At 46.2% G+C, this 24,732-nt stretch carries 21 protein-coding genes; 7 read left to right on the top strand and 14 right to left on the bottom strand.

The annotated features are described in order from the left end of the window. Positions 1–7: 7 nt before the first annotated feature. Complete coding sequence (locus ACYQ2L_RS06690; RefSeq protein WP_460053052.1) at positions 8–949, bottom strand: exopolyphosphatase; 942 nt, start codon at positions 947–949, stop codon at positions 8–10. Positions 950–1,017: 68 nt separating this feature from the next. Between ACYQ2L_RS06690 and ACYQ2L_RS06685 the strand changes: the two genes are divergently transcribed. Together ACYQ2L_RS06685 and ACYQ2L_RS06680 are read left to right on the top strand one after the other, a co-directional pair. Next, positions 1,018–2,073 carry a glucokinase gene (locus tag ACYQ2L_RS06685; protein WP_460053049.1) on the top strand — a complete coding sequence of 352 codons (1,056 nt, stop codon included), beginning with the start codon at positions 1,018–1,020 and terminating at the stop codon, positions 2,071–2,073. Beyond that, positions 2,066–3,655: a UTP--glucose-1-phosphate uridylyltransferase gene (locus ACYQ2L_RS06680; RefSeq protein WP_460053046.1), complete on the top strand. Its 1,590-nt coding sequence runs from the start codon at positions 2,066–2,068 to the stop codon at positions 3,653–3,655. Before ACYQ2L_RS06685 ends, ACYQ2L_RS06680 begins: the two co-directional genes overlap by 8 nt. A 25-nt stretch (positions 3,656–3,680) precedes the next feature. Here ACYQ2L_RS06680 and dcd read toward each other — a convergent pair whose 3' ends face one another. After that, a complete protein-coding gene (dcd, locus tag ACYQ2L_RS06675) occupies positions 3,681–4,223 on the bottom strand; it encodes a dCTP deaminase (RefSeq protein ID WP_460053043.1) in 543 nt (180 codons plus the stop codon). A 77-nt stretch (positions 4,224–4,300) separates the two neighbouring features. On the opposite strand from dcd, the gene ACYQ2L_RS06670 reads away from it, so the two are divergent. Then, on the top strand, positions 4,301–4,843 hold the full coding sequence (locus ACYQ2L_RS06670; protein WP_460053040.1) for a TIGR03546 family protein: 543 nt from the start codon (positions 4,301–4,303) through the stop codon (positions 4,841–4,843). Position 4,844: 1 nt separating this feature from the next. Then, positions 4,845–7,148, top strand: coding sequence for a hypothetical protein (locus ACYQ2L_RS06665; protein WP_460053037.1), 2,304 nt, complete (start codon positions 4,845–4,847; stop codon positions 7,146–7,148). Between the two features lie 12 nt (positions 7,149–7,160). Here ACYQ2L_RS06665 and ACYQ2L_RS06660 read toward each other — a convergent pair whose 3' ends face one another. Beyond that, positions 7,161–7,511: a dihydroneopterin aldolase gene (locus ACYQ2L_RS06660; RefSeq protein WP_460053033.1), complete on the bottom strand. Its 351-nt coding sequence runs from the start codon at positions 7,509–7,511 to the stop codon at positions 7,161–7,163. Between the two features lie 6 nt (positions 7,512–7,517). Next, positions 7,518–8,834: an amino-acid N-acetyltransferase gene (gene argA, locus ACYQ2L_RS06655; RefSeq protein WP_460053028.1), complete on the bottom strand. Its 1,317-nt coding sequence runs from the start codon at positions 8,832–8,834 to the stop codon at positions 7,518–7,520. Positions 8,835–8,943: 109 nt separating this feature from the next. Here argA and gnd point away from each other — a divergent pair, with 109 nt between their 5' ends. Continuing rightward, positions 8,944–10,395 (top strand): decarboxylating NADP(+)-dependent phosphogluconate dehydrogenase, encoded by a 1,452-nt coding sequence (gene gnd, locus ACYQ2L_RS06650; protein WP_460053026.1) that lies wholly within the window; start codon positions 8,944–8,946, stop codon positions 10,393–10,395. On the opposite strand, the gene ACYQ2L_RS06645 is transcribed toward gnd, so the two are convergent. The 10 genes from ACYQ2L_RS06645 to ACYQ2L_RS06600 form a co-directional block, all read right to left on the bottom strand. Beyond that, a complete protein-coding gene (locus ACYQ2L_RS06645) occupies positions 10,372–10,917 on the bottom strand; it encodes an LOG family protein (protein ID WP_460053023.1) in 546 nt (181 codons plus the stop codon). The two genes, gnd and ACYQ2L_RS06645, sit on opposite strands and share 24 nt — an antisense overlap. Further along, the gene (locus ACYQ2L_RS06640; RefSeq protein ID WP_460053019.1) at positions 10,914–11,339 is read right to left on the bottom strand and encodes a hypothetical protein; all 426 of its coding nucleotides are present in this window, start codon (positions 11,337–11,339) and stop codon (positions 10,914–10,916) included. The genes ACYQ2L_RS06645 and ACYQ2L_RS06640 overlap by 4 nt, the downstream gene beginning before the upstream one ends. After that, positions 11,336–12,436 (bottom strand): 3-deoxy-7-phosphoheptulonate synthase, encoded by a 1,101-nt coding sequence (locus ACYQ2L_RS06635; RefSeq protein ID WP_460053016.1) that lies wholly within the window; start codon positions 12,434–12,436, stop codon positions 11,336–11,338. The genes ACYQ2L_RS06640 and ACYQ2L_RS06635 overlap by 4 nt, the downstream gene beginning before the upstream one ends. A 25-nt stretch (positions 12,437–12,461) precedes the next feature. After that, positions 12,462–13,616 (bottom strand): DUF3095 family protein, encoded by a 1,155-nt coding sequence (locus ACYQ2L_RS06630; RefSeq protein WP_460053013.1) that lies wholly within the window; start codon positions 13,614–13,616, stop codon positions 12,462–12,464. After that, positions 13,606–15,162, bottom strand: a complete 1,557-nt coding sequence (locus tag ACYQ2L_RS06625) for a DUF3369 domain-containing protein (protein ID WP_460053009.1) — start codon at positions 15,160–15,162, stop codon at positions 13,606–13,608. Before ACYQ2L_RS06625 ends, ACYQ2L_RS06630 begins: the two co-directional genes overlap by 11 nt. A 90-nt stretch (positions 15,163–15,252) precedes the next feature. Next, positions 15,253–16,230: a tRNA dihydrouridine synthase gene (locus ACYQ2L_RS06620; protein WP_460053005.1), complete on the bottom strand. Its 978-nt coding sequence runs from the start codon at positions 16,228–16,230 to the stop codon at positions 15,253–15,255. Further along, a complete protein-coding gene (locus ACYQ2L_RS06615) occupies positions 16,231–18,015 on the bottom strand; it encodes a hypothetical protein (RefSeq protein WP_460053001.1) in 1,785 nt (594 codons plus the stop codon). 80 nt (positions 18,016–18,095) lie between these two features. After that, entirely contained in the window at positions 18,096–18,743 is a 648-nt protein-coding gene (gene pgmB, locus ACYQ2L_RS06610; protein ID WP_460052998.1) for a beta-phosphoglucomutase, read from the bottom strand. 34 nt (positions 18,744–18,777) lie between these two features. After that, positions 18,778–20,991: a bifunctional alpha,alpha-trehalose-phosphate synthase (UDP-forming)/trehalose-phosphatase gene (locus tag ACYQ2L_RS06605; protein WP_460052995.1), complete on the bottom strand. Its 2,214-nt coding sequence runs from the start codon at positions 20,989–20,991 to the stop codon at positions 18,778–18,780. Between the two features lie 35 nt (positions 20,992–21,026). Continuing rightward, on the bottom strand, positions 21,027–22,283 hold the full coding sequence (locus tag ACYQ2L_RS06600; protein ID WP_460052991.1) for an arginine deiminase family protein: 1,257 nt from the start codon (positions 22,281–22,283) through the stop codon (positions 21,027–21,029). A 75-nt stretch (positions 22,284–22,358) separates the two neighbouring features. Here ACYQ2L_RS06600 and asnS point away from each other — a divergent pair, with 75 nt between their 5' ends. Both asnS and ACYQ2L_RS06590 read left to right on the top strand, forming a co-directional pair. Beyond that, positions 22,359–23,747, top strand: coding sequence for an asparagine--tRNA ligase (gene asnS, locus ACYQ2L_RS06595; protein ID WP_460052987.1), 1,389 nt, complete (start codon positions 22,359–22,361; stop codon positions 23,745–23,747). Next, positions 23,734–24,702: a TraB/GumN family protein gene (locus ACYQ2L_RS06590; protein WP_460052984.1), complete on the top strand. Its 969-nt coding sequence runs from the start codon at positions 23,734–23,736 to the stop codon at positions 24,700–24,702. The genes asnS and ACYQ2L_RS06590 overlap by 14 nt, the downstream gene beginning before the upstream one ends. Positions 24,703–24,732: the final 30 nt, after the last annotated feature.

Raw genomic sequence — 24,732 nt, 5'->3', positions numbered from 1 at the left:
TCCCTCTTTAATCTTCACAATAATGATGTATTGCCTTAATCAATTCTTCAAGCACTTCATCACCTCTGTCGTTATCGATCTGACAGGTCCCGGCATTGGCATGTCCACCGCCCCCGTAGGACAGCATAAGTTCTCCGATATTTATGGAACAGCTGTTGTTGAAAATGGATTTTCCTACGGTAAATACTGTATTTTGCTTCTTGAAACCCCACATAGCCTGTATGGAGATAGCTGCCTCCGGGAACAAAGCATATTTTACAAAACGATTACCCGCAAAAATGGTGTCCTGGTTCCTGAAATCAACAATGAGTACCTTACCATCCAGACGGCTGCATTCCTTGAGCTGTTTCTGAAAGGACTCCTGATGCGATAGATAAAGGTCAACCCGTTCCTTGACATCAGGCGTTTCGAGTATTTCCTCTACGCTGTGATTCCTGCAATAGTCAATCAGCTCCATCATGAGTTGATAATTACTGATTCTGAAACTACGGAATCTGCCCAGTCCGGTTCTCGCATCCATAATGAAGTTCAGCAGCTGCCATCCATCCGGTTTCAGGACTTCCTCCAGGGTGAAATCCGCGGAGTCTCCTTTATCAACTGCTTCCAGCATATCTGCAGGTATATTGGTGAAACGTTCTGCTCCACCGTAATAATTGTATACAACACGGGCTGCGGATTTAGCCTCTGGCTCGATTATATAATTATCTTTTTTGCCTACCCTGATTGTCTCACTATGGTGATGATCAAACGCCAGATGAACACCATCGACGTAAGGAAGATTGGTAGTAATATCATGACCATCAATAGCGATCAGCCCGTCCTGCATGTCTTTTGGATGAACAAAGGTGATATCATCAATCAGATCAAGTTCCTTTAAAAGCATTCCGCAAACCAGCCCATCAAAGTCACTACGGGTAACCAAACGATATTTCATGGTATTCTGTTCCATCAGAACCTCCAGCTAACAGACTAACCCATTGTCGGAACCAGCGCAAGAATGATATGAATATAGTATCTATGAAAACCGATACAGTAATAGTCGCCGGAGACATAGGCGGCACGAACACAACGATTGCATTGATGGCCCCTGAAGGGGATTCGTTCCGTATTGTTCAGAAGAAGCGATATTCATCGCAGAAGCTGTCAGGTATTGAGGAAGCAGTCCAGGATTCTCTGGAAGATTTCCGCAGCAGTCATCCTCAGCTGGCTATCCAGTCCTGCTGTTTCAGTGCTGCAGGTCCTGTACGTAACAATATCTGCAAACTGACTAATGTTGCCTGGTCTGTTGATGGCTCGACTATCTCCAGTCACTTCGATGCTCCGGTCTTTGTTATCAACGATTTCTCGGCTGTGTGTTACGGACTTCCGCTTCTCAACCTGAATGACCCTGATGAAGTCTGTCCGCTTCCGCATCCTGACGGCAGCATGCCTTCACCCCATGGCGATGTTATGGCGGCAGTAGGTGCTGGAACCGGCCTCGGAGTCGGTTTTCTGATCAGAAGCAGCAAGGGTTTCCATGCCTTTCCATCTGAGGGCGGCCACAGTGATCTGTCTCCTGTCGATGAAACCATGATCAGCTTTTACCGTTTCCTGCAGGAGGAACTTGGCGGGCAACGTCCAGGTGCTGAGCTTTCTGTTTCAGGTATGGGAATAGGAAATCTTTACCGTTACTTCCGAAGTCTTGGTGAAGGGAACGGAGATCCGGTTATTGAAGCGATCGACAGCATTACACCACTCGAGAGACCGGCTCACATCAGCAAAGCTGCTGAAGAAAATCATGTACTGGCCAAAAAAGTTATTCAGTATTTTGTCAAAATGTACGCGAATTTTGCATCCAATGCAGCAGCAACCCTTATTCCTGGCGCAGGACTATTTCTGGCAGGCGGGATTGCTTCAAAAAACGAGCAGTTCTTTACCGGTGACCAGCTCTTCATGAAAACTTTTCTACAGAACTACAACCCCAATATCCAGAAAGTGATTGCCGGAATACCAGTCTACATAGTCAAGAATTACGATGTTTCTTTATACGGGGCAGCAAATGCTGCCAGGATTCTAGGAGGCAGCAATGACTGAAATCAATGAGATTCTCAGACAGAGACTTATCGATGCCGGTGTAGATGTCGAAATGAGTCTATCACTGCTCGAGCGGGTAAACAGGGGTGATTTTGATCATTTACAGCCGGTAAAAATGGATACCCTGCCGGGAATAAACGGTCATGATATTATAGATGCCAGTTCGAGGCTCAGTCTTGAGATTGAAGCCGGTCAGCTGAGAGAAGCGCTCGGCAATGCAGGATTGAATGCCGAGGCTTTACTCCAGACCTGCTCTATTGAAACCCCTGCCGATGCTGGTGAAGAAGTATTGCTTGACCACAGTCAACTTGAACTACTCGGCCTGGCGCTTGTCCCATATACAGCTTATGGGGTTTTGAATGGCGGATCGGCAACCAGTTACTGTGACACTAAAAAGAACCGCGGTTTAAATGCTGATATTTTTGATGCACTCACAGATGAATTTTCCTCCATCGCTGAAGATGCCCGGAAGAAACCGAAGGGGCTGACTCCAGCTTTTGTACATCCCGATGGAAGTCCCGGTTTCTCATTCCTTGAACTTAAAATGAGAAGCCTGCTTCTGAACGCGTTTGCGTACAAGCAGACTTTCGGAGCGATTCCAGGCAAAACACTGCCTGCAGCACCTATGTTCCAGATGAGCAGTGTTTTTACAAGAGAGGAACTTCTTGATTCCTATAAGGAGTTCAGAAATAGTCCGCTTCTGAAAGAATTGATTGAGCACACCGGAATTGATATAACACAGGTGAAGGACGCAATGCAGCCGCTCCTGTCTGCCTTCTCACACAGCTCAGATGGAAGTCCCCGTACTATTTTTGACAAAGCCTACGGGAAGGAAAATACTCCAGTAGCTATCCCAGGTGGTCATGGACAGAATTTCCAGGTCTTGTCGAACATTTACCGAGAGCTCTACAGTGCAGGCAAACGCTTCGCATATATAGGAAACGTTGATAACCTCGGGTTCACTATACAACCCGCAAGTCTTGCATATTTTGCCCTGAGCGGACGTCCCGCTGCATTCGAGTTTTCTTTCAAGACACCGGTAGATGTTAAAGGCGGGGTTCTTGTACGCGAGGCAGATGGAACACTCACCTGCGGTGATATTGGTCCAGCAGTCGCTCCTGAAGCTCTGGCAGAAGCAGAACAAAGCGGTACCCCGATACTTTTTAATGCTGCGACGGGTTTATTTCGTCTTGATTACCTGGTTGAACATCTTGAATCAATTATTTCCCGGCTGCCGGTGCGGCTGAGTGATCAGGATAAGGATCCGGGAAAGTACTCCCAGGCTGAACAGGTTACATGGGAAGTAATCGGTATGCTTGATGGCCCGCTTATTTTTGGAATTAATAAATACAAGCGTTTTCTGGCTGCAAAGCTGCTGCTCGAAACCATGCTTACCAGCGGCAGAATGCCGGAACAACTGAAAGAATGTCAGGATAGCAAAATCAGGTCACTGAAACAGGAAGCAGATCGATTGAACTCCGGATTGCACGAACTGCTTGTTGATGTATATGGAATGACACTCGAGAATGGCCGTTATCGCCCTCTCGGTCTGGAAGAATTACTGAAAAACGGAACTGATTAAAAGACTGTTACCAGCAGCAGCTGTATCAAACCAGCTGCTGCTTTTCTTTTTTCTCGAAATCTTTATATAACATAGAGTGTTGAATGCCCTTATTGTTCTGGTATTTACCACTGGTATAACTCTCATATTCGCCCTCAATTGTATGATAGAAAACCTGGGCGATTTCGACACCAGCATATATCCTGATTGGCTGTACGCAAAAAATTTCGAGTGTCCAGAAACCACTGAAACCTACATCACCGAAACCTGCGGTAATATGTACAAACAAGCCCAACCGACCAATTGACGACCGTCCTTCAAGCATCGGAACAAGGTTCTGGGTCTGGGTATACTCAATTGTTCGGCCAAGGTACAATCGGTTCGGTTCAAGCAGCAGCCCTTCATCCGGAACAAGCAGTTTGCGGCTTTGATTATTCATTTTCATATCAAGCTCATAATTCTCGTAGACTAAAAGCTCGTTATGTAATGTTAGATTGTAGCTGTTAGGATTGACCTGATCTTCACTGAACGGATCAATTCGGATATCACCACCGAGGCGTTTCTGGATCTCTTTACCTGATAGAATCATATTAGTATTATGGCATAATCGAACTATTTTGTCTGCTGGTCTGTCGGAGCAAATACTGTTCTGCGGGGGAAGAATTTATGATTATTTCAGCTATTGCCAAGGTTTTTGCGGCATTGTATTCCAATAAGAGACCCGGTGAACTTGCCGGAGGAATAGCACTGGGATTATGGGCCGCTCTGATTCCCACCGGCTCACCTGTTGCCTGGTTTCTGCTTGTTATGATTTTTCTGGTCAAAGTCAATCAGGCTATGGCTTTGCTTGCTTACGCTCTGTTTTCTCTTATAGCAGCAGCCGCAGATCCAGCACTTCATGAAATAGGCCGCTGGATATTGTTGAATGAACAGCTCTACCCCTTCTGGAGCCAAGTCTATGAGCTTCCTCTCATGCCGTATACACGTTTCTACAATACGATTGTCATGGGCGGACTGGCAGGCGGGTTTCTGCTTTTCCTACCCGTTTTCATAATAGTAAAGGCATTAGTGATTCCGATAAGAAATAAATTGATTCCCGGAATTGCGGGCAGTAAAATCATGCAGAAAATATACAAGACCCCATTGGTCGCAAAGTTCCTGAACGCTTACCGGCAATGGTCAGGCTTTTTTGAAGTAATCGGAGGCTGATGTGGCAGAAAAAAAACTACCTGGAATGCTCAGAAAGAAATACAGACCTGAGAAATTCCGCAAAAAACTTGTTCTGAAGCTTCATCTACCCCAGGACCGTGAATTCCTGGAATCATACTTTTTTAAAAATGATGCAGGAACAATAGAGCTTGCGCAGAATATCGATCCTAAAACAGGGAAGCGGCTCTCAAAGCTCGCAAAACAGATCAAAAAAAATAAAGGTATGCTGAGAATGGGGCGTTTGAGTGTCCCCATTGCTGTCATCTCGGGGGCTGTGATTTTCAATTTATTCTTCCTCAACACTCTTGTCAGTAATGCCCTTCAGGACGGAATGGAATACCTGTTCCAGGCAAAAGCAGAAGTTGAGGGACTCAGCCTGAATCTTTTTAGAGGTACAATCCAGATTGAATCGCTGTCGGTTGCTGACGTTGGCAACCCGATGTTCAACCTCTTTAACGCAGAAAATGCAGTGCTGGACATTCATATGCCCTCTCTCTTCGAAAGAAAACTTGCAATTCTGGATATGAGTGTTGCTGCCGTTGACTTCGGGCGGGCCCGCAGCAGTTCCGGAGCACTATCAATAACAGAAACAGATGACTACGGCAGAATTTCAGCTTCACCTGAGGCTGAAGCTTCTGGCAGGGGATTGCTGGACATTCCATCATTCAGTAGTGATGATATAAGCAGCTACGTTACAGACTACCTATCAGAACTGGAATTCATTCAAAAAATTGAAACGGCTGAGAAAGAATTTGCCGAGGTATTTGAAAAATGGAGCAGCGAAGCCGAAACTCTCAATACTGTAGCCACCGATCTGGAATTGACAAGCCGGGAGGCTGTCGCAATGCGGCCCCGGGACTTCCGCACAATAGAAGATATAGAAGCTGCCAGAACGCTATTCACACAGCTGCAGACTCAAATTAACAGAGCAGAACAGATTGCTTCAGGCATAATAGAAAACGGTCAGACCGATCTTAAACAAACCTCCGAGCAGATTTCGTCTATCAGCAGCAGCCTTTCATCAGATATAGGACTTGTTCGCCTGGAATTTGACGGTGCAGTCGGAGATCCAGCAGGCATTGCGGCTGAAGCCGCTTCGGTATTCCTGACAGATGCAGCCTGGCAGCATGTTGAAAGAATACAACAGGTATTCGTGTTCATAGAACGTTTGAAGGAACTTCAGAACAGATCCGGCCCCAGCACTCGTGAACGCAGCGCTTCAGCCCAAAGAGGGGGAATGGATATTGTATTTCCAACCATGGAGTATCCTGGTTTTTACATCGGGCGTGGTGCCTCGTCGTTCAGATCAAACACTGCTGAAACCTCTATTGAAATACTTCAACTAAGCAGCTACCCCGGGCTCATACAACAGCCTACCAGCTTCAGCTATCAGCGGAGTTCTGCTGATGGACGCTTTGAACTTGATGCATATTTACCCCTGCATTCACCGAACAGTAACCCGCTAGATTTGAGGGCTTCCTATATCGGCCTTCAGGTACAGATAAGTCATGAACTACCATCAATTGGCCATGTGGCGGTCTCAGGTCTTGCGGATCTTGTCTGGACAACGGACCTTAAAGATGCAGGCAATATGGAAAACCTTATGCAGCTTAATATACCTGATCCGGACATAAGAATCGAAAGTGGAAATCAGAGAATTGATAAGCTTCTCCAGGATATCATAAGCAGTTTAGATGTATTAAACATCTCCATGTCCTCTGTTATTGCAGACAGCTCGATATCCGATGTGCATATTTCAACGAACCTTGACGATCTTCTATCAGGAAGCTTTGAGGAAATTCTGCGTTCCGAGTGGGAGCAGTTTCAGAACATGGCAGAGGAAGAACTTCGGAGGCGTGTTGATGAACAGCTTTCCAGGCTCGACAGCTACACTGACCGTCTGGATAGTCTTACTGAAAGATATCAAGGATATGAAAACAGTCTGGCAGAATACCGGGCTATAATGAATGATTTCCAGCAGGAGATCACCGGCCCTTACAATAACTGGGAAGATGCCTTGAGTGATCTGGAGAAACAGATAACCGAACGAGCTGACGAGTACTTATCAGCAGCAGAGGACGAAGCCCGGCAGCGTGCGATAGAAGCAGAGGAAAAGGCCCGGCGCGAGGCTGAAGAGTTGGCAAAACGCCTGGAAGCCGAGCGCGAAGCCGCAGAAAAAGCAGCCAGAGCAGAAGCTGAGCGGGCCCAGCGTGAAGCAGAGGCTGAAGCAAGAAGACGAGCCGAGGAAGAGGCTGCCCGTATCAGGGATAGTCTCCCTGCTACGCCTCGTTTGCCCGGCTTCTGAGTAGAGGTCATTTCATCGATTGAAAATACATGACACGCCAGCAACCGCAGATCCCGGGAGTGCGGCCGGCTTTCTGATTTTGATTTGCTGTTTGGTGACTGCGGAAAATTCACTGAATACGGCATCTGCTGCTGCCCTGCACAGGGCTTCAAGAGTGAGAAATCTGCCTTCGATAGCGGTTCTTTCGACCGTATATGCAATACTGGCATAACAGACACCATCTTCAATGCGGTCACTGAGTTGAATACGAGCGGAGGAATATTCCGCAATAATGTCAAAATATATGGTTTGACGGCGGACCCGTTCCTTCCTGTAGATACCTACAATACATCTGACTTTAAGATCCTGAATATGTAGCTGCATAATTTCTTATTTTTCCTGTGCCTCGATATTTTTTATCAGAATGCGGCTTTTCCTTTGGGGGTTATAGCGCAAACGTCGTTCTTCCGGTAGATCATCGACGCTGCCGGTAGTAAAACCATGGCGGGAAAACCAGTCGAATGCCTGTGTTGTCAGAACGAAAACCTCCTGAAGACCTTTCTTCCTGGCTTCATTCAGTAGATACAGCATTATCTGTTCACCTACTCCGGCATATGCTTTCTGTGAATCGGTTGCAAGTGCGGCGATTTCGCCCACTGTATCTGCCCAACGGTGCAACGCCCCGCAGCCCACGATCTGACCATCTGCTGAAAAAACAACATAATCGCTGATTCGCTGAAGAAGGTCATCTGCTGATCGATGCACAAGTATGCCCTTTTCCATTGCAGGCTGCATCAAACGGATTACCGCAGGCACATCCTCATCGTTCATCGGACGAAGACTCTCAAAAGGGGACTTATGGATCATGGTGCCTACGCCCTGATTGGTAAAAACCTCTTCCAGAATCACCCCATCCCGCCGTCCATCAACTATATGAGCCCGTTCAACACCTCCACGGCAAGCTTCTACCGAGCATCGAAGTATGGACCTGAAATACTGTTCACAATCCGGATTGCTTTGAAGCAGCAGCTCGCCCTGCTCAGGATACAAGCGGGAAATACGGCCGTCTTCATCGAGGTGTATTCCGTCCGGGATAACAAAGGTCTCCCTGGTAAGAACATCCGAGGAAGTCAGGAAAAAGAGTTTAGCAGCTTTCAAATCTACCGACAGTCTGCTGGCGAGTTCCGGACTCGATATGTTGTAGGGGCTGCCAGCTGCACTCCAGCCTATGCAGGGGAAAATCGGTATAAAACCGTCCTTCAGAACAGCACTTACGCTTTCGATGCTGATTCTGTCTACTCTACCGGTTGATTCATAATCGATTCCATCAACGACACCAAGGGCTCTTGCCCGCACCCAGTTACCGATAATACCGGTCACATGATGTCGGCTCATAAGGGTCATAATCCGGTTAGCAGTATCAAAAGCAGCCATTTTGATAAAAGGAATGGAATCACTGCTACTGATCCTGACTCCGTTAACAAAAGGACACTCAATTCCGTAGCGATCCAGCACATTATCAATATGCCGCTTGGCACCTGGAACCAGAACTATCTTGATTCCGATCTGATGAAGAAGGACGAGATCCTGAAGCACAACCGGAAATGAAGGATGCGCAATTACGTCATAATCAATCTGTATTACGAATACCGAGTTCTGGAAGCGATCAGCATATGCAAATATGTCCCGAATAAGGTGAACTGCCATGAAGGCATTATGGCTAAAACAAGAGAAATTGGCAATCTACCATGATGCCACTTGGCGTTCCCCCCGTAAATTCATTACTCTATAGGTAAGTTAGATTGAGGAGCATAGTATGCAGGCAGATATAGCACTTATAGGGTTGGCTGTAATGGGACAGAATCTTGTTCTCAACATGAGCGACCATGGGTATACAGTAGCCGTCTACAACCGTAGTCCCGAGAAAACCAGGGACTTTATGAAGGACAGCGCTGAGGGTCGATCAATACAGGCAGCATATTCAATAGAGGAGCTGGTATCACAGCTCAAACGCCCCAGAAAAATCATGCTGATGGTAAAAGCCGGGAATGTAGTAGACATTTTCATCGATAAACTGCTGCCGTTTCTTGAAGAAGGAGACATTATCATAGATGGTGGCAACTCTCATTTTCCTGATTCATCACGACGCACAGCGTTCCTGAAGGAAAAGGGGATTTTATTCGTTGGCGCAGGTGTTTCCGGGGGCGAAGAAGGTGCCCGTAGAGGACCGTCGATTATGCCTGGTGGTAATGCTGATGCATGGCCGCACATCAAGGATATTTTTCAGTCCATTGCCGCAAAAACAGAGGACGGGGCCCCCTGTTGCGAATGGGTAGGCGCAGAGGGTTCAGGGCACTTTGTAAAAATGGTTCACAACGGAATTGAATACGGTGATATGCAACTTATAAGCGAGGCATATTACCTCATGAAGGAAGTCCTCCATTTGCCTGCCGAAAAAATGGAAGCTATTTTTTCAGGCTGGAATGATACAGAACTGGATAGTTTCCTTGTCGAGATCACCCGGGATATCCTTGCTTTCCGCGAGGATGACGGCTCACTGCTTCTGGAAAACATACTGGATGCAGCAGGCCAGAAAGGCACAGGGAAATGGACCGGTATTTATGCACTGGACAGCGGTATTCCCTTGAGTCTAATTATCGAAGCTGTATTAGCCAGAGCCTTGTCTTCCCTTAAGGAAGAACGGGTGCATGCATCTAAAATACTGCAGGGACCTGTCGGATCTGATTTTTCAGGTAATCGCGATGAATTCGTAGAAGATATTCGCCAGGCATTACTGGCAAGCAAGATAATCTCCTACGCGCAGGGTTTTATGCTTATGCGTCAGGCGTCCGAAGAATATGGATGGAACATTGATTTCGGTGCAGTCGCGCTTATGTGGCGTGAGGGCTGTATTATTCGCAGTGTTTTCCTGGACCGGATTCATGATGCGTATCAAAGAGATGCCGATTTACAGAATCTGCTGCTTGACAGCTATTTCTCAACCCTCATACACAAGGCCCAGAACGGATGGCGGCGTGTGGTATCCCAGGCTGCGCTGAGCGGAACGGCTATACCGGCCATGGCTACGGCATTGTCATTCTTTGATGGTTATCGGAGTGAACGCCTTCCAGCTAATATGATACAGGCCCAACGAGATTATTTTGGTGCACATACCTACGAACGTATCGACCGTCCACGCGGTGAATTTTTTCACAGCAATTGGACAGGCTCAGGTGGATCAGTTTCAGCTGGTACGTATAACGCTTAGAGACTGCTGTATTTCCCGGGGGCTGTTGCATACCTTCAGGTAATCCAGCCCTTCGGGTCGAATAAAGCCCTTCTCCACTGCCTGTTTCAGAAAAGCAATGAGTTGCGTGTAGTAGCCGTCGGTATTCAGGAGCAGGCATGGTTTCTTATGTAACCCGATTCCAGCCCAGGTCATGACTTCAAATAATTCTTCAAGAGTGCCCAAACCGCCCGGCAATGCAATAAATACATCCGAAGACTCGGCCATTGCAGCCTTCCTGCTATGCATGTCCGGGACAATTATAAGCTGATGCAAACCGCGGTGAGCTATTTCAACACGCTGCAGATGTTCTGGTAGAATACCGGTTACACGAGCCCCATGTGCCAATGCAGCATCGGCAACAACACCCATCAGCCCGATACAGGCTCCCCCATAGACCAGACCGAAACCCTCAACTGCAATACCTGCACCAACTGCAGCAGCTTCTTCGGCGAAGCTTGAATCAGTACCGCTTGATGAACCGCAAAAAACACAGGCATTCATTGTTGTTCAACCAGCAGATAGCTCATTTCAAATGTCTCTGCCAGCGGTACAAGAATATTCATTACTCTCCTGGAAAACTCTGCTGAATTGTCTACAGGGAGTACAGCTGACATCTGGTTTTCAAAATCATCCCGGGAAGCCCGGATTCCATCTGCAGAGAATCCAATTACATCTGTTTTAAGCCGTACCGAATCTCCTGCCTGCACGGATCTTCTGAACAGAACCGGTATAGCAGCAGTTTCGTCACGTAGTACTGCAAGACGGTAGTCTCCAATCGCCAGGGGAAAGACACGATCAACGCTACCGGACACAGTAACCGTACGCCCAGCATAATGTCCCGGTCTGTCATGCAGGGATTGAATGCTGGTTGAACAGGATGAAAAAAACAATACAGTTGAAATCAGCAGGAAAAATTTCTTCATTTCTGAACCCTCTCGCGAATGGGCAGGTTGAATTTACCGACTATTGGATCACGCTCTACCTGAAGCATCTCTTGAGCACCGTAGAGAAGATCTTCGGTCATCTGCATATCTATGCAGGCATCGGTAATAGAAACCCCGTATTCAAGCTCATCCGGATTTGCCAGGCCCTGGTTTCCAGACTTCAAATTACTCTCAAGCATGAATCCAAGAATCGAGCGATTTCCGACTATTCGCTGACGGACAACAGATTCAAGAACCATACTCTGGCGACGATAATCCTTCCGGCTGTTCCCATGACTGCAATCGACAACTATAGCCTCTGGAAGACCGGCATTTCTCAGCATACTGCGGGCATCTTCTATGTCTTCCTCATGGTAATTCGGACCAGAACGACCTCCTCTGAGAATCAGGTGTGTGGCGGTATTTCCCGTTGTTCTGAGAACACAAGTTTGTCCGTTAGCATCGATCCCGATGAAACTATGGGAAGCTGAGCTACTGGCTATAGCATTGACTGCAGAATCCACAGAGCCGTCCGTACCATTCTTGAAGCCTACCGGCATTGACAAGCCACTGGACATTTCACGATGAGTCTGACTTTCGGTAGTTCTGGCACCAATTGAGACCCAGCTTAACAGATCCGCTATATACTGAGGAACAATTGGATCAAGAGCTTCTGACCCTGCTGGAATACCCAGTTCATTGACAGCCAGCAAAAAAGAACGTGCCTGCCTCAAGCCTTCCTGTATATCATAGCTTCCATTCAGATGCGGATCGATAATCAATCCACGCCAGCCGAGTTTGGTTCTTGGTTTTTCGAAGTATACCCGCATAATAACGCAAATATCTTTTTCGACCCGCTTTCTGATCTCTGCAAGCTTGCTTGCATAATCGAGTCCTGCAGCAGGATCATGAATTGAACATGGTCCGACTATCGCAAGCATTCTCTTGTCAGAACCGGTAAGAATGCGTTCAACGGCAGCTCTTCCTTCTGTGACGGTTTTACAAGCAGATTCGCTTAAAGGAAATTCATTCAGCAGTTCTTTGGGAGAAACCAGCCTCTCCATACCTGCAATTCGCAGATTTTCTGTCCTAACCATGAGCATAGCATATCGAAAAACGGGATTATAAACAATCCTTCATTTGTGCTGCAGCCAGTGTGTAGCCACCATCACCACCATCGATAAAGTGAACTTCCTGATCAGCGTTGACATGTATCAGGCAGGTAATTACAGACCTGTCGGATATATGTCTTCCAAATGTAATCAGATTATTTTCTCTGAAATCCTGCAAGAGCAGATCCAGCTGCTCTCGTTGTTTACTGTTACAGGCAAATACTGCTTTCAGCTGACCGTCAAACTTCCTGAAATCAGCATGCACAATATTGTCCTGAGGAATTCCGGGCAGGTATTTTCCGTTCATACGTAAGGGAATTTTAAGGAAAATAATTAATCCGGCCATAACTGCTTCAAATCTGACACGTATCATGGCAAGGTGATACTTAAATCCTTTTTTTGAACCTCCATGCAGAACGGCTTCCCTGGAGGCTTCCTTCTGACTGTTTATCATCCTTTGTATGCCGTTCTGCACAGGATGATACAGATCTTCCCGGCCGAGAATTACTGCAATTTCCTTCCATAATCTGCGAATCGTTTCAAAACGTTCAGGGAGATTATCAGCCAGCGGCTGGACAATCAGTGTATAGGTTTCACCGCTGCGTGATGGAATATCCTTCCATCGACAGCTTATGCCGCTCATGTTTGCAGTGCCCGACAGACCGAGTACTGAATCTTCAAGTTTACCCTGCTTCAGTAAACGTTCAGCTTCAAGGACTCCTTCCCCAGCAAAAACTGCCTGAATGAATCTATTTCCAACCCGTAGCCTGGCAAAGAAAAGATCTGTGCCTGAAGGCAGATTCTGTACGGCAATGGAACCTATTCTCAAGTGCAGTCCATATACCTGCCTGACTGTCGCTTGCAGATCCACAAGTGCCCCGAGCACAGCCCCAGCCACTTTTTCCGGCAGAACAGCGGATATTCCGTCCCCACCGAATGTAAAAGGAAAATCAAGATGACCAAGTATATTTCCTGCAACGGATACAGCTGCTGCAGCTGCCATATTCACTTCCTTGTACTGGCCATTCCGTACAGCAGTTGTTGAGCGTTCGATGTCACAGACTATAACGTGCCAATTCCCGGGAACCCGGGTAAAAGAAGTCTCATTAAAAATATCGGGAAAAGAATCAAAGATCGGCAGCTGCTGATAATCATCAAGTGTCATTGTAGTCCTCATCAGGAAAAGCCAGTTGGGTCTTGAGAATACGCTCATAGTTATCCTTGAATGCACTGACGACTGTTGGATCAAACATCGAACCGCTCTGGGACAATATATATTCGCAGGCAGATTCTGGAGACCAGGCCTCTTTGTATACCCTATTCTGACAGAGTGCATCGTAGACATCTGCTACAGAAGTAATGCGAGCCAGGATATCAATCTCAGTCCCCGCCAGGCCTGCCGGATATCCACTACCGTCCCAACGCTCGTGGTGCTGTAGGGCGATTACAGCACCGGTCTGCAGAATTTTCCTACTCGATTTTGCCAGAATTTTATGTCCAATCAAGGTATGAGTCTTCATAACTTCAAATTCTTCTGCTGTTAAAGGACCAGGCTTATTCAGAATTGAATCTGAAATACCAATTTTGCCAATATCATGCATAGGAACCCCATGTCTGAGATAACCTAATTCTTCATCATCAAGATCCAGGGCTTCACCAATTGCTACAGAATATTCAACGACACGCTTGATGTGCCTGGCCGTACTTCGTGAACGGTTTTCAACGACATCACTAATGGTAAATAGTATTTCACGTTGAGTATCCATTATTTCTTTTTTTAGACATATGTTGTCGAACGCCAGGTTTACGTTGCTGGAAAAAATACGCAGCAAATCAATTTCTTCTTCATTAAAATATTCCGGACTTCGCAGATACACCAATGTTTCCAGACCGGATCTTGATTGAAAATATCCGACATAAAGATTATTACTATAAATGGTTTGATGCTTACTGAGAGCAGATTCCAGGAGATCAAGCAAGGCAGGATCCTTGATCTCCTGAATATCGGTGCCAGCATACTGTGTGAGATCAGCTGAGGTCTTTACAATATTTGTGTCTGCTTCATCCTTCACAACTGCGAAACCGGAATATCTATTCAGAGATTCACTGTGATCTCCTCCTAGTAAGGATATCGTCTGTTCAAAAACAGTCGAGGCGAATTTATCAACTGAACTGTGCAAACGAAACATAGAGCGTGAGGTCGATATTATGTCTTCCAGTCCACTCTTACTTCGCTGTATTCTCTTGATATCACGGTACGACCGCAGGGCAGTCAGTATTGTACTGAAAAGTTTCTTGGATGTGAGCTCTGTTTTTTCCTTGTAATCATTTATATCGTACTGTGTGATTACATCCCGTTCCGGTGCATATCCTGGTTGTCCGGTTCTCATAATGATCCGGACGTCCTGATTATTCAAGGAGTTTCTTGTATACTCTACGACCTCAAATCCTGCATGTTCATGTTCCATTACTACATCAAGCAGCATGACAGCTATAGAATTGTTGGTTTCGAGTATGCGGCAGGCTTCTTTCGCTGAGTAAGCGCTGACAAACTCTACTCTTTTATTTTCGAAGCTCATATCACGCAGTACAAGCTTTGTAACTGTGTGTATAACCTCCTCATCGTCGACAATGAGTACCTGCCATGAAAGCCCATGGCTTTGATCCGGTATAACAATATCTGTCAGCATTATATCATTAGATCTTGCCATAGAAAAAAGTATAACACATCTGGATTTATTTTGCTCCTGGAAACTGTCAGTATACAGAGCTTTCTGCAATTTCCTCTAGAGCTTTATTATTCATGGATTAACCGTATATTTCTGAATACGCTCGTCAGGATGCTTGCGAAAATACTCCCTGAAAATTGTGCCTATCGCATGAATATCTGTTTCATTCTGTATTGCCGTCCTCATGGCGTGCCCCCAGGTAAAATTTGCACTGTAATACTCAAAAAAACGATGTGCCCTGCTCTTCCAGAATTCATGCGGTTGATACTGTTTTAATAGATCGAGGAATCTCTGCCCGGTCTCTTCTCTGTCAATTTCAAGCACCGATGAGGGGCTGTCCGATGCTAAAGCATTTTCTGCCTGTATAAAGATCCACGGCTGCTGTACCGCTGCTCTGCCTACCATGACACCAGACCAAGGCCCTCCTGCACGTGAAACCAAGGTCCTGGCATCGGATACATCTCCGTTTCCGGTAACAGGTATAGAAAGTTCATTATTCAGCAACTCTACAAAACTCCAGCGAGCGCTTCTCTTGAATTTCTGTTTTGCGGTTCGCGGATGCAGAATTATCATCTCAACCCCGGCTGACTCAAGTTTTCTTCCAAGCTCAAGAAGACGATCCGGATCCTCATCAAAACCGAGTCGTATCTTCACACTCAGACGATGTTTTTTAACCTCTTCACGAACCCTCTGTACCATTTCAACTGCTGCAGCGTTTTCTGCCATCCAGCTTACGCCTCCGCCAAGTCTGGTAATATGTGGAGCCGAACAGCCCATGTTGATATCGATGCCCAGGCAATCCCTGGAATCGAGAAAAGCAGCCGCAGATGCAATCGACTCCGCATCAGGTCCCATAAGCTGATATACCAGCTTCTCGGGGCGTGGTCCGGGATCAATATAATACTGTTCGAGATGACCACCGCTCAGTAATCCCCTGGCGCTGATCATTTCGGTAAAATATTCGTCACAACCTCCGAAAGACTCAATAAGCTCACGCAGAGCCCGATGGCTGAGGGTTGCCATCGGCGCAAGCTGCAAAGGCATTGACATTCAAAGGTTCTCCGGCAAGGTTCCGACAAGATAATTTCTCAGGGAATCAAGTTGTTTCAGAAAATCGGTCTTCTCTTTCTGAAGAATTTCATCTGCCAGCTCACGATAATACTCTATTCCTGCCAGCAGATTTTTTCTGACTTCACCAAAATATTTCTCGCTTTTTTCACCAATTCCCAAGGCAGCATCCTTGAACTCCTGCCCTATAGTATCAATATAGATCTCCAGTTCACGGATAAATGCATGAGATCGATTCTTTACAGATATAATATTCAAACGACCATAAATGTGAGCTACCATCTCTTTCAAACCTACGATTCTATTAAAATTGATAATATTCGGTCCAGGTGTAATTGCCGGTGTCCCCTTCGGTTCAATACCAATACCTCTTGTAAAAGTAGCCCCGAGATCCATACACAGGCAGGCTTTTGCAAGAACTCGTTCCCGAAGTCTGTCAAGAACCGCGACCGGAAGATCTGAATGCGCAAGGTCTTCGAGTTTATGTCTCTGGAATTTACTGCTTGCTGGACAGATAGGTTCCTCGGTGTATTCATCGTTGAATGCCAGATATTTTTTTCTGCATGCAACTCCCGGCTTTCCGGAAGTTATCCGTTTCTTCCTTGCGTTTTCACTCTCGGAAGTATGAAGATTCCAGAACGGTACACCGAGCGGAGATGCCTGACTGAGAAACACGTCTTTTTTTTCTGCATCACAGAGAAGTTTCATATCTGATTCGTCAAGATTTACGGCCTCAGGAACAAGGAGAAATGGGGTTCCCCATCCAACACTGCTCACCTGAAAATACTTTAACAACATTTTATTTTCATCGGAGGTTCCAATTCCACCCTGCACAGTAATCCTGATATCTATATTTCCCGGATTTCTGCCTGATTCAGCACATTTATCACAATAGACCGCATGGAGTTTATTGAATAACTCCTCCTTCTTTTCGCGGAATTCTGCAAGGATAGGTCCCATGAGACTGCCCTTTGCTGCAAAGGCATGCCCTCCACAATTCAGGCCGGACTCTATGCGGTATTCACTGATCCAGATTCCCTTCTTCGCAAGAATGGTTCCCTGAATATTAGCTGAGCGATAATCACTTACCTTAAGAATTATTTTCTTTTTTATATAACCATTATTATCTGCGAAAAAATCCGGATACTGTTCAATAGCAGCAAACAGTCTGGGGTTCATGCCGGCAGAAAAAACTATTCCAGCATTCAGTTTACTCTCAGCGAACCCTCGCAGGGCAGCAGATGCATCCGAGTAATTGCTGTCTACAGGTTCGCCGTTTACCCATCGCTGACGATCGAGTTTGGTCATTATGTTTACATCAATACTTCCAGGTTGGATTGACTTTTTAAGAAACTCGGCAAGGGCCGTTCTTTCTGATCCATCCTCCATATCAAGTAAGCGAAAATAGGCGGTCCGCAATTCACCATCCGGCAGCATCTCGAAACATGTATCAAGATCACTGCCCGTATTGAATTCCATTTTCTGCATTTCAACTATCTGTTTCTGCACCAGATCATGCAGCAGATCAAGATACGCAGTAATCCGCCGGGCACGATGGTCAACAGCTGTGGAAGAAATCGCTTCATACACAATGGAGTTCTTCCTGCAGTGATATTCCCGTGCCTGCTCTATAAGAGTATCATCAACCAATGAAAGTACCGAAGAAATGCCGAAACGGGCTACTTTCAGGGCAGTATCAATGGAATAACCGGTACCCAGCACCGGAATGTGAAAATCATGCTCTGTTACCTTCTGTGTCTGCTGCATTCATAACTCCTCTCTCTCAAATGCGAATATAGCAGATTCGGAGGTATAGTACTACCATTTATCGGCCTGCAGCCGATTGATCAATGCAGTTTCCTATTCATTACCAACTCTGGATCGATTGAGGAGGTATCACCGAAAACAAAGTGCGCTTTCCCCACACGTTCAACCGGTCCGACACCAACCACAGTCATACCTCCTGCTAATGCAGCCTCAACACCGGCTTCTGCATCTTCGACAACAATGCATTCTTCGGGTGAAAGGCCAAGAAGTTCTGCAGCATGAAGAAATAGATCGGGAGCAGGTTTGGCATTCTCTACTGAATGACCATCTGCGACTCCGTCAAAAAGATTTTCCATCTGAAGAAGCTCAATTACTCTTTGTGCGTTTCGACTGGATGAACCAATGGCTGTGCGTATACCAGCATTTCTGAGTTTTTTGACCAATTCTCTGGCTCCGGGAAGAGCATCAGCAGGCCCCATTCCTTCAACAAGCGCCTGATAATCCTTGTTTTTCCTGGTCATCATGTCCTCAAAGTGTTCCTGACTGACCTTTTTTCCCTTCAGAAGCAGCTTCAGGGAATCCGCACGGGAAACTCCTCTGAGCTGTTCGTTATCTTCACGAGTAAAAGGTAAATTTTCTTCTTCTGCCAGTTTCTTCCATGCCTTGAAATGAAACTCCGCCGTATCAGTTATTACCCCGTCAAGATCAAAAATCCATCCCTTGATCATAGTTCCTCCATTATTCAATTGTAATTACGCTGCTTCATTGCAGCTTACTGTTTTCTAAAAGCTGATGAAGAAATTTGCGAACTTCCTTCGGACCAGGAAGGAAGTATTTGGCTACAGTTTGCTGTGCACCGATTTTAATACTGTTCGCATGGTCAGGAAGCATGGCAAACAGATCTTCATCAGTGTGATCGTCACCTGCGGCCAGAATAAATTTATATTCGCTGCCCATCATATACCGTGCAGCTCCTCTACCCTTATTGACACTGCTGTTTTTTACTTCAAGAACCTTATTTCCGTCAAGAACAGAGACATTCAGATTGGAAGTCAGCCCGAGCAGGGCCTCCCGCAGTTCGCCTAGTCTGATAGCAGCCAGTTCAGGTTCGCTACGGCGATAATGCCATGCAATAGAAAATGCTTTTTCCTCTATGGATGCCCCTGGAGTCCGGTCACGGTAGCGTTGCATAACAGGTCTGATCGCGTCTTTCCACTCTATATCGAGCACTTCCGAGACTTCCCATTCTCCTCCAAGCCTGCGCTGCCAGACTCCATGTCCAGCAATCAAACCGACCGGGAGGTTGTCCCACTGGGATTCAAGAAAATCCCTGTCCCTTCCACTGATTATTACAACCTCAGTGTCTGGAAGATCAGCAAGACTGGCTATCAGGTCATGAAGTTCAGAATCAGCAGTTGCATCCTCCGGTACAGCCTTGAATCCTACCAGTGTTCCGTCATAATCAAGTAGCAGCAGGCGTGATTCTGCAGAAGCAAAATCCGTACTGATCTCCTGTCTCCTTGCTGTATTCAGCGGCAGGGCACCATTCTGGTTATGATTTGCAGCAGCTTCAATCAGTTTAGCCGTAAAATCCTGTGCCCATGTTCGGATGTCATAACGGCGTATCCTCTGGTGCATCACAGTATTCCGTCTTGCCTTGTCCTGATCCTTCATATTCAATGCTGTATTAATTGCCTCTCCGATCTCTGGTAGATTCGTCGGATTGACCATTATAGTTTCACCTAGTTCACGGGCGGCACCGGCCGTCTCACTCAGGATTACTACACCATCGCCATCAGTTTTAGCAGCTACATATTCCTTGGCAATCAAATTCATGCCATCCCGCAAAGGGGTGACGAGCAGAACGCTTGCTTCACTGTACATGGCAGTCAACTCGGTAAAGGGAAAGGGTCGGTAGAAATACTGAACAGGAACCCATTCTATGGTCCCGAACGTACCGTTTATGTCACTTACGAGTTCTTCTACCTCACGTTTGAGGTCCTGATACTGTGGCACTCCTTCTCTGCTTGGAGCGACGATCATAGCCAGTGTAACCTTGCCGTACCATTCTGGATGTTTATCCAGAAAATATCGGAATCCCCATAATCTATTGGGAATTCCCTTGGAATAATCCAGACGGTCTACTGAAAGAATCATTTTTCGGTGCGCCATACCGCGTTTTATATTCGTAATAAAAGATTTAACTTCCTCAATTTTACCGGATTCTGCGAACTTGTCGTAGTCGATTCCCATTGGGAAAACATCGACGGAGATAGATCTACCGCCGGTTTTAATATGCCCGAGATGATGATCATGACCTTCAATTCTTCTTACAGCAGAAAGAAAGTGACGGGCATAATCATATGTATGAAAACCAATCAGATCAGAACCTAAGAGTCCGTCGAGAATTTCACGGCGCCAGGGAAGAAGTCTGAAGAGCTCATACGACGGAAACGGAATATGGAGAAAATAACCTATCCGGATGTCCGGGAAAGATTCTCTCACAAGTTGTGGCAATAACATGAGCTGATAATCGTGAATCCAGACTATATCATCCTCACGCAGCAATGGTTTCAATTGTTCGAAAAAAGAAAGGTTAACACGCTCGTAGGCATTCCATAATTCATGATTGTACTCAACATACGAAGGAAAATAATGAAATAACGGCCAGATAGTGTTGTTACAGAAACCTAAATAAAACTCCTGTACATCCTGTCTTGAAAGCTGAACAGCAGCGCATCCATAATTTTTCTGCAGATGGCTGTCCATAGAAGACTGCTCCTCGGTGGTGAGGTCTTCTCGGGGAATCCCTGGCCACCCAACCCACAGCATTTCGTAATCCCCATGGAGGCTCGACAGCCCCGTTGCCAACCCACCCATGCTCTGAGCATACTCAATGGTATCTCCATTCTTGACAGCAGATACCGATAACCGATTGGAAACAATAACTATTCTGTCATTTTTTTCTTCACTCATAAGCCTTTACTCCTCCGTAAAATATCCCAGATTCCTCATATGCCGCTTCTGCAAAGCGGCATGGTCATACAGCGAACCCCTCCGCCGCCTCTTGCAAGTTCGGTGCCGCTAATTGTAACGACTTTTCTGCCTGCTGAACGAGGATCAGTTGAACCTGAAAGTATAGTCTCTGCTCTGATTATTTCGAACCCAGCCTGTGACATTGCATCAAGCGTCAGAGGGTTGCAATCATAAGCTACTATCTGTCCAGGGCCATAGGCAAATACATTGTTTCCTGCAAGCCATTGCTCCCGTTCACCACTAACCTGAAATCCACCTCCACAGCTAACGATTTCAACAGGCATACCAATTGCCGCCAATACTTCAGGCAGAGAATCAACATACTTAAACCTGGGTGTTTTCCCCGGTTCTATCCGGCAATGTATAACAGGCGCACGTTCCCGGTCAAGAATCAGCGGTGCATATACCAGCATACAGTTCCGGTCCAGAAAGTTTGCCACCATATCCAGATGAATACAGGTTCGCGCATGCGGAAGCTGAACAGCAATTACATCAAGTACGTAATCTGCCCTCTCACCCTGCATTCTGAACTCCATTATCGACTTGAGCAGTATATCCAGGCCTGCTGCTGATGTTCGCTCTGACAAGCCGACCAACAGGGTATCCGGGCCGGCAACCATAAAATCACCACCTTCAAGACTTAATCCCGGAGCACGCGCTTGACTCCCATCCCAGATCAATGGAGCAAGTCCATTCAGCATCCGCCTGGCCAGAAGGGCTTCATTTCGTCTGACCGGATATGCCATCGAGCCGACAATAAGTCCATCAAGGTATGCCATTGCAGCATCCCTCATAAAATACCAGTTCGGCAATGCTGGAATATCATACCGTCTGTCAGATAAAAAATCTTCGAAAGACTGTCGCCTGTTTGGAACTCCGCATATCATAGCCTGCAGAAATTTTTCCACGGGTAGTTCCGAGAGCTCACGCAGCCAACCCTGATCAAGCCTGTCGCGTACTGCCGGTCTCATTAATTCGAGTGCAAGTGCCGTACGTTCATCAGGATCGCCAAGTGCAGCAAGCAGTAAATCACTGGATTGCAGAACATTACACAATCCGGAAAGCAGCTGACTCAGTTCACTATGTTCACGCTGAACCTGAGCTAAAGGTATTACATCATTGTACAGTAATTCCTCTGCACTTGCAGGGGTTACGGTCTCGATTTCAGCTCCGGGCTGATGAATAATGACAGTTTCCAGTGTGCCAATCTCAGAATCAATGAAAATTTTCATGGAAACAGAATAACATGGATTTCAGGAGGAACACAGGGTTTGACTGCTATCCTTGCTTGTGGTAAAGATTAGACTATGGAAAATCAGAGAATTCGCCATCTATTGGCCTCTAAGCCCGGGAACGAACCGGTTAAAGCACAGGGTTGGGTCAGAACCCATCGGGATACAAAAGATATCGTGTTTATCGAGCTGAACGACGGTTCTTGTCTTAAAAATCTTCAGATAATTATAGACAAACAGAAGTTCCCTGATTCTGATATTCTTAAACAGCTGGCTACCGGTGTGTCAATTCGTGCGAACGGCTGTCTGCAGGAATCTCCAGGAAAAAATCAGACAGTAGAACTGCATGCTGACAAGCTTGAATTGATTGGTGATTGTCCACCTGAATACCCGCTGCAGAAAAAGCGTCACAGTTTTGAGTATCTGCGTGAAATTGCGCATCTACGCCCACGAACCAATACATTCGGTGCAATCGCAAGAATCAGAAACAGTATGAGTAACTCCATTCATAAATTTTTCCAGGACAGGGAATTTCTGTGGGTGCATACTCCGATTATTACCGGAATCGATGCGGAAGGTGCCGGGGAGATGTTCCAGGTAACAACCCTGCCTCTGGAAGAAATTGCCTCGCGTCCTGCGCTTACCCTTGATTACGCTCATGATTTTTTCAACAAACCAGCATATCTTGCTGTTACCGGTCAGCTGCAAGCTGAAGTTTATGCCTGCAGTCTGGAACGAGCCTACACATTCGGTCCTACATTTCGGGCAGAGAATTCAAACACGGTTCGGCACCTTGCAGAATTCTGGATGATTGAGCCGGAACTTGCATTCTGCGATAACGAAGCAAATATGGATCTGGCAGAAGACTTTGTAAGAACTGTTATTTCTGATGTATTGCGCGAGAATCCAGAAGACATGGCGTTTTTCAATGCACAGATAGAAAAAGGAATAATTGAATCCTTGCAAAAAGTAGCGACCAGTCCCTTCAAGCGTATATCATATACGGATGCAATTGATGCACTTGAAAAGAGCGGTCTGGAATTTGATTTCAAACCGGAATGGGGCGCAGCACTGCAGACAGAACATGAAAAAGCACTCACCGAGAAAATCTTTTTATCTCCGGTTATTGTTTATGATTATCCAATGGACTGCAAGGCATTTTATATGAAGCAGAATCCGGATGGAAAAACTGTAAGGGCTATGGATGTACTGGTACCGAGACTCGGAGAGATCATTGGTGGCAGCCAGCGTGAGGATAACCTGCAGGTTCTTGAGCAACGTATGAAAGCAGTTGACCTGAATCCTGAAGATTATTGGTGGTATCTTGATCTGCGGCGCTACGGAAGTGTACCACACTCTGGTTTCGGGCTGGGCTTCGAAAGGCTTGTACAATATGTTACCGGCATGCAGAATATTCGTGATGTCATCCCATTCCCAAGGACGGTTAACCATGCAGATTTCTAGAAAGATTACCAAAAGCCTTTACGGTTTTCTAATGCTCGGACTGCTGCTGTTTCTTCCTGTCTCCTGTGCCACCGAACCGGACACAGATATTCCAGGTGAAGCACCAGCAGTAGTGGAAGCAGAAGATGACAGGTACGACGACGATGGAGATCTTTTTCTGTGGACAATTGAACACAATGACGTACAGATGCATATACTTGGTTCAATTCACCTTGCATCTGAAGAGATTTACCCGCTTCCCGATGAAATATATCGTTTGTTTGAAAGCAGCGACCGCTTGATCCTGGAGATCGATCTTAACTCAGTCAGTGCAGATGCCTTTTTTGGAGTTCAATCCCTCATGGAATATCCTGAAGGGCAGAACCTTGAAGATGATTTGAACAGTGATGAAATTAAGTTGCTTACAGGTGTGCTTGCCGAATTCGGTATTCCCTTTCATGCAGTCAAACACCTGAAACCCTGGGTTATCGAGGCAACCATTGTTACACAGCTTGCTGCTGCACATGGTATAAATCCAGATTACGGAATTGATATGCACTTTGCTCAGCTGGCCGCTGAACTCGAAATGCCTGTTCATGGTCTTGAAACTGTAGAGATGCAGCTTTCGATGTTCGGTGAGCTACCGACACGGACCCAGGCTGCCGAAATGATGCGCAGCATCGAGAATTATAAGGAACTTGGAGATTATGTTGCTCATCTGCTGCAGATATGGCATTCAGGTGATCTCGAGGCTATGACTGAGGTAATCGTTGAAGCACTTCTGTCAACAGATGAACTTGAGGTCTTCTATGAACTTATGTTTGCTGCCCGAAACAGGAAATGGCATACAGAACTTCTGGAATATCTCGAGAATGGTGGAAACAGCTTCGTAGTCGTAGGTGCCGGGCATCTGGTCGGCCCGGACAACCTGATAGAATTAATGCGTTCCAGCGGCTACCGGGCAATTCGCATGTAGTCCGTAAAAAACCCGATAGCGACGAATTAT

It is taken from the genome of Spirochaeta dissipatitropha (assembly GCF_054657935.1).
The sequence above is the reverse complement of the archived record's forward strand: the minus strand, read 5'-3'. Positions and strand labels throughout refer to the sequence as shown.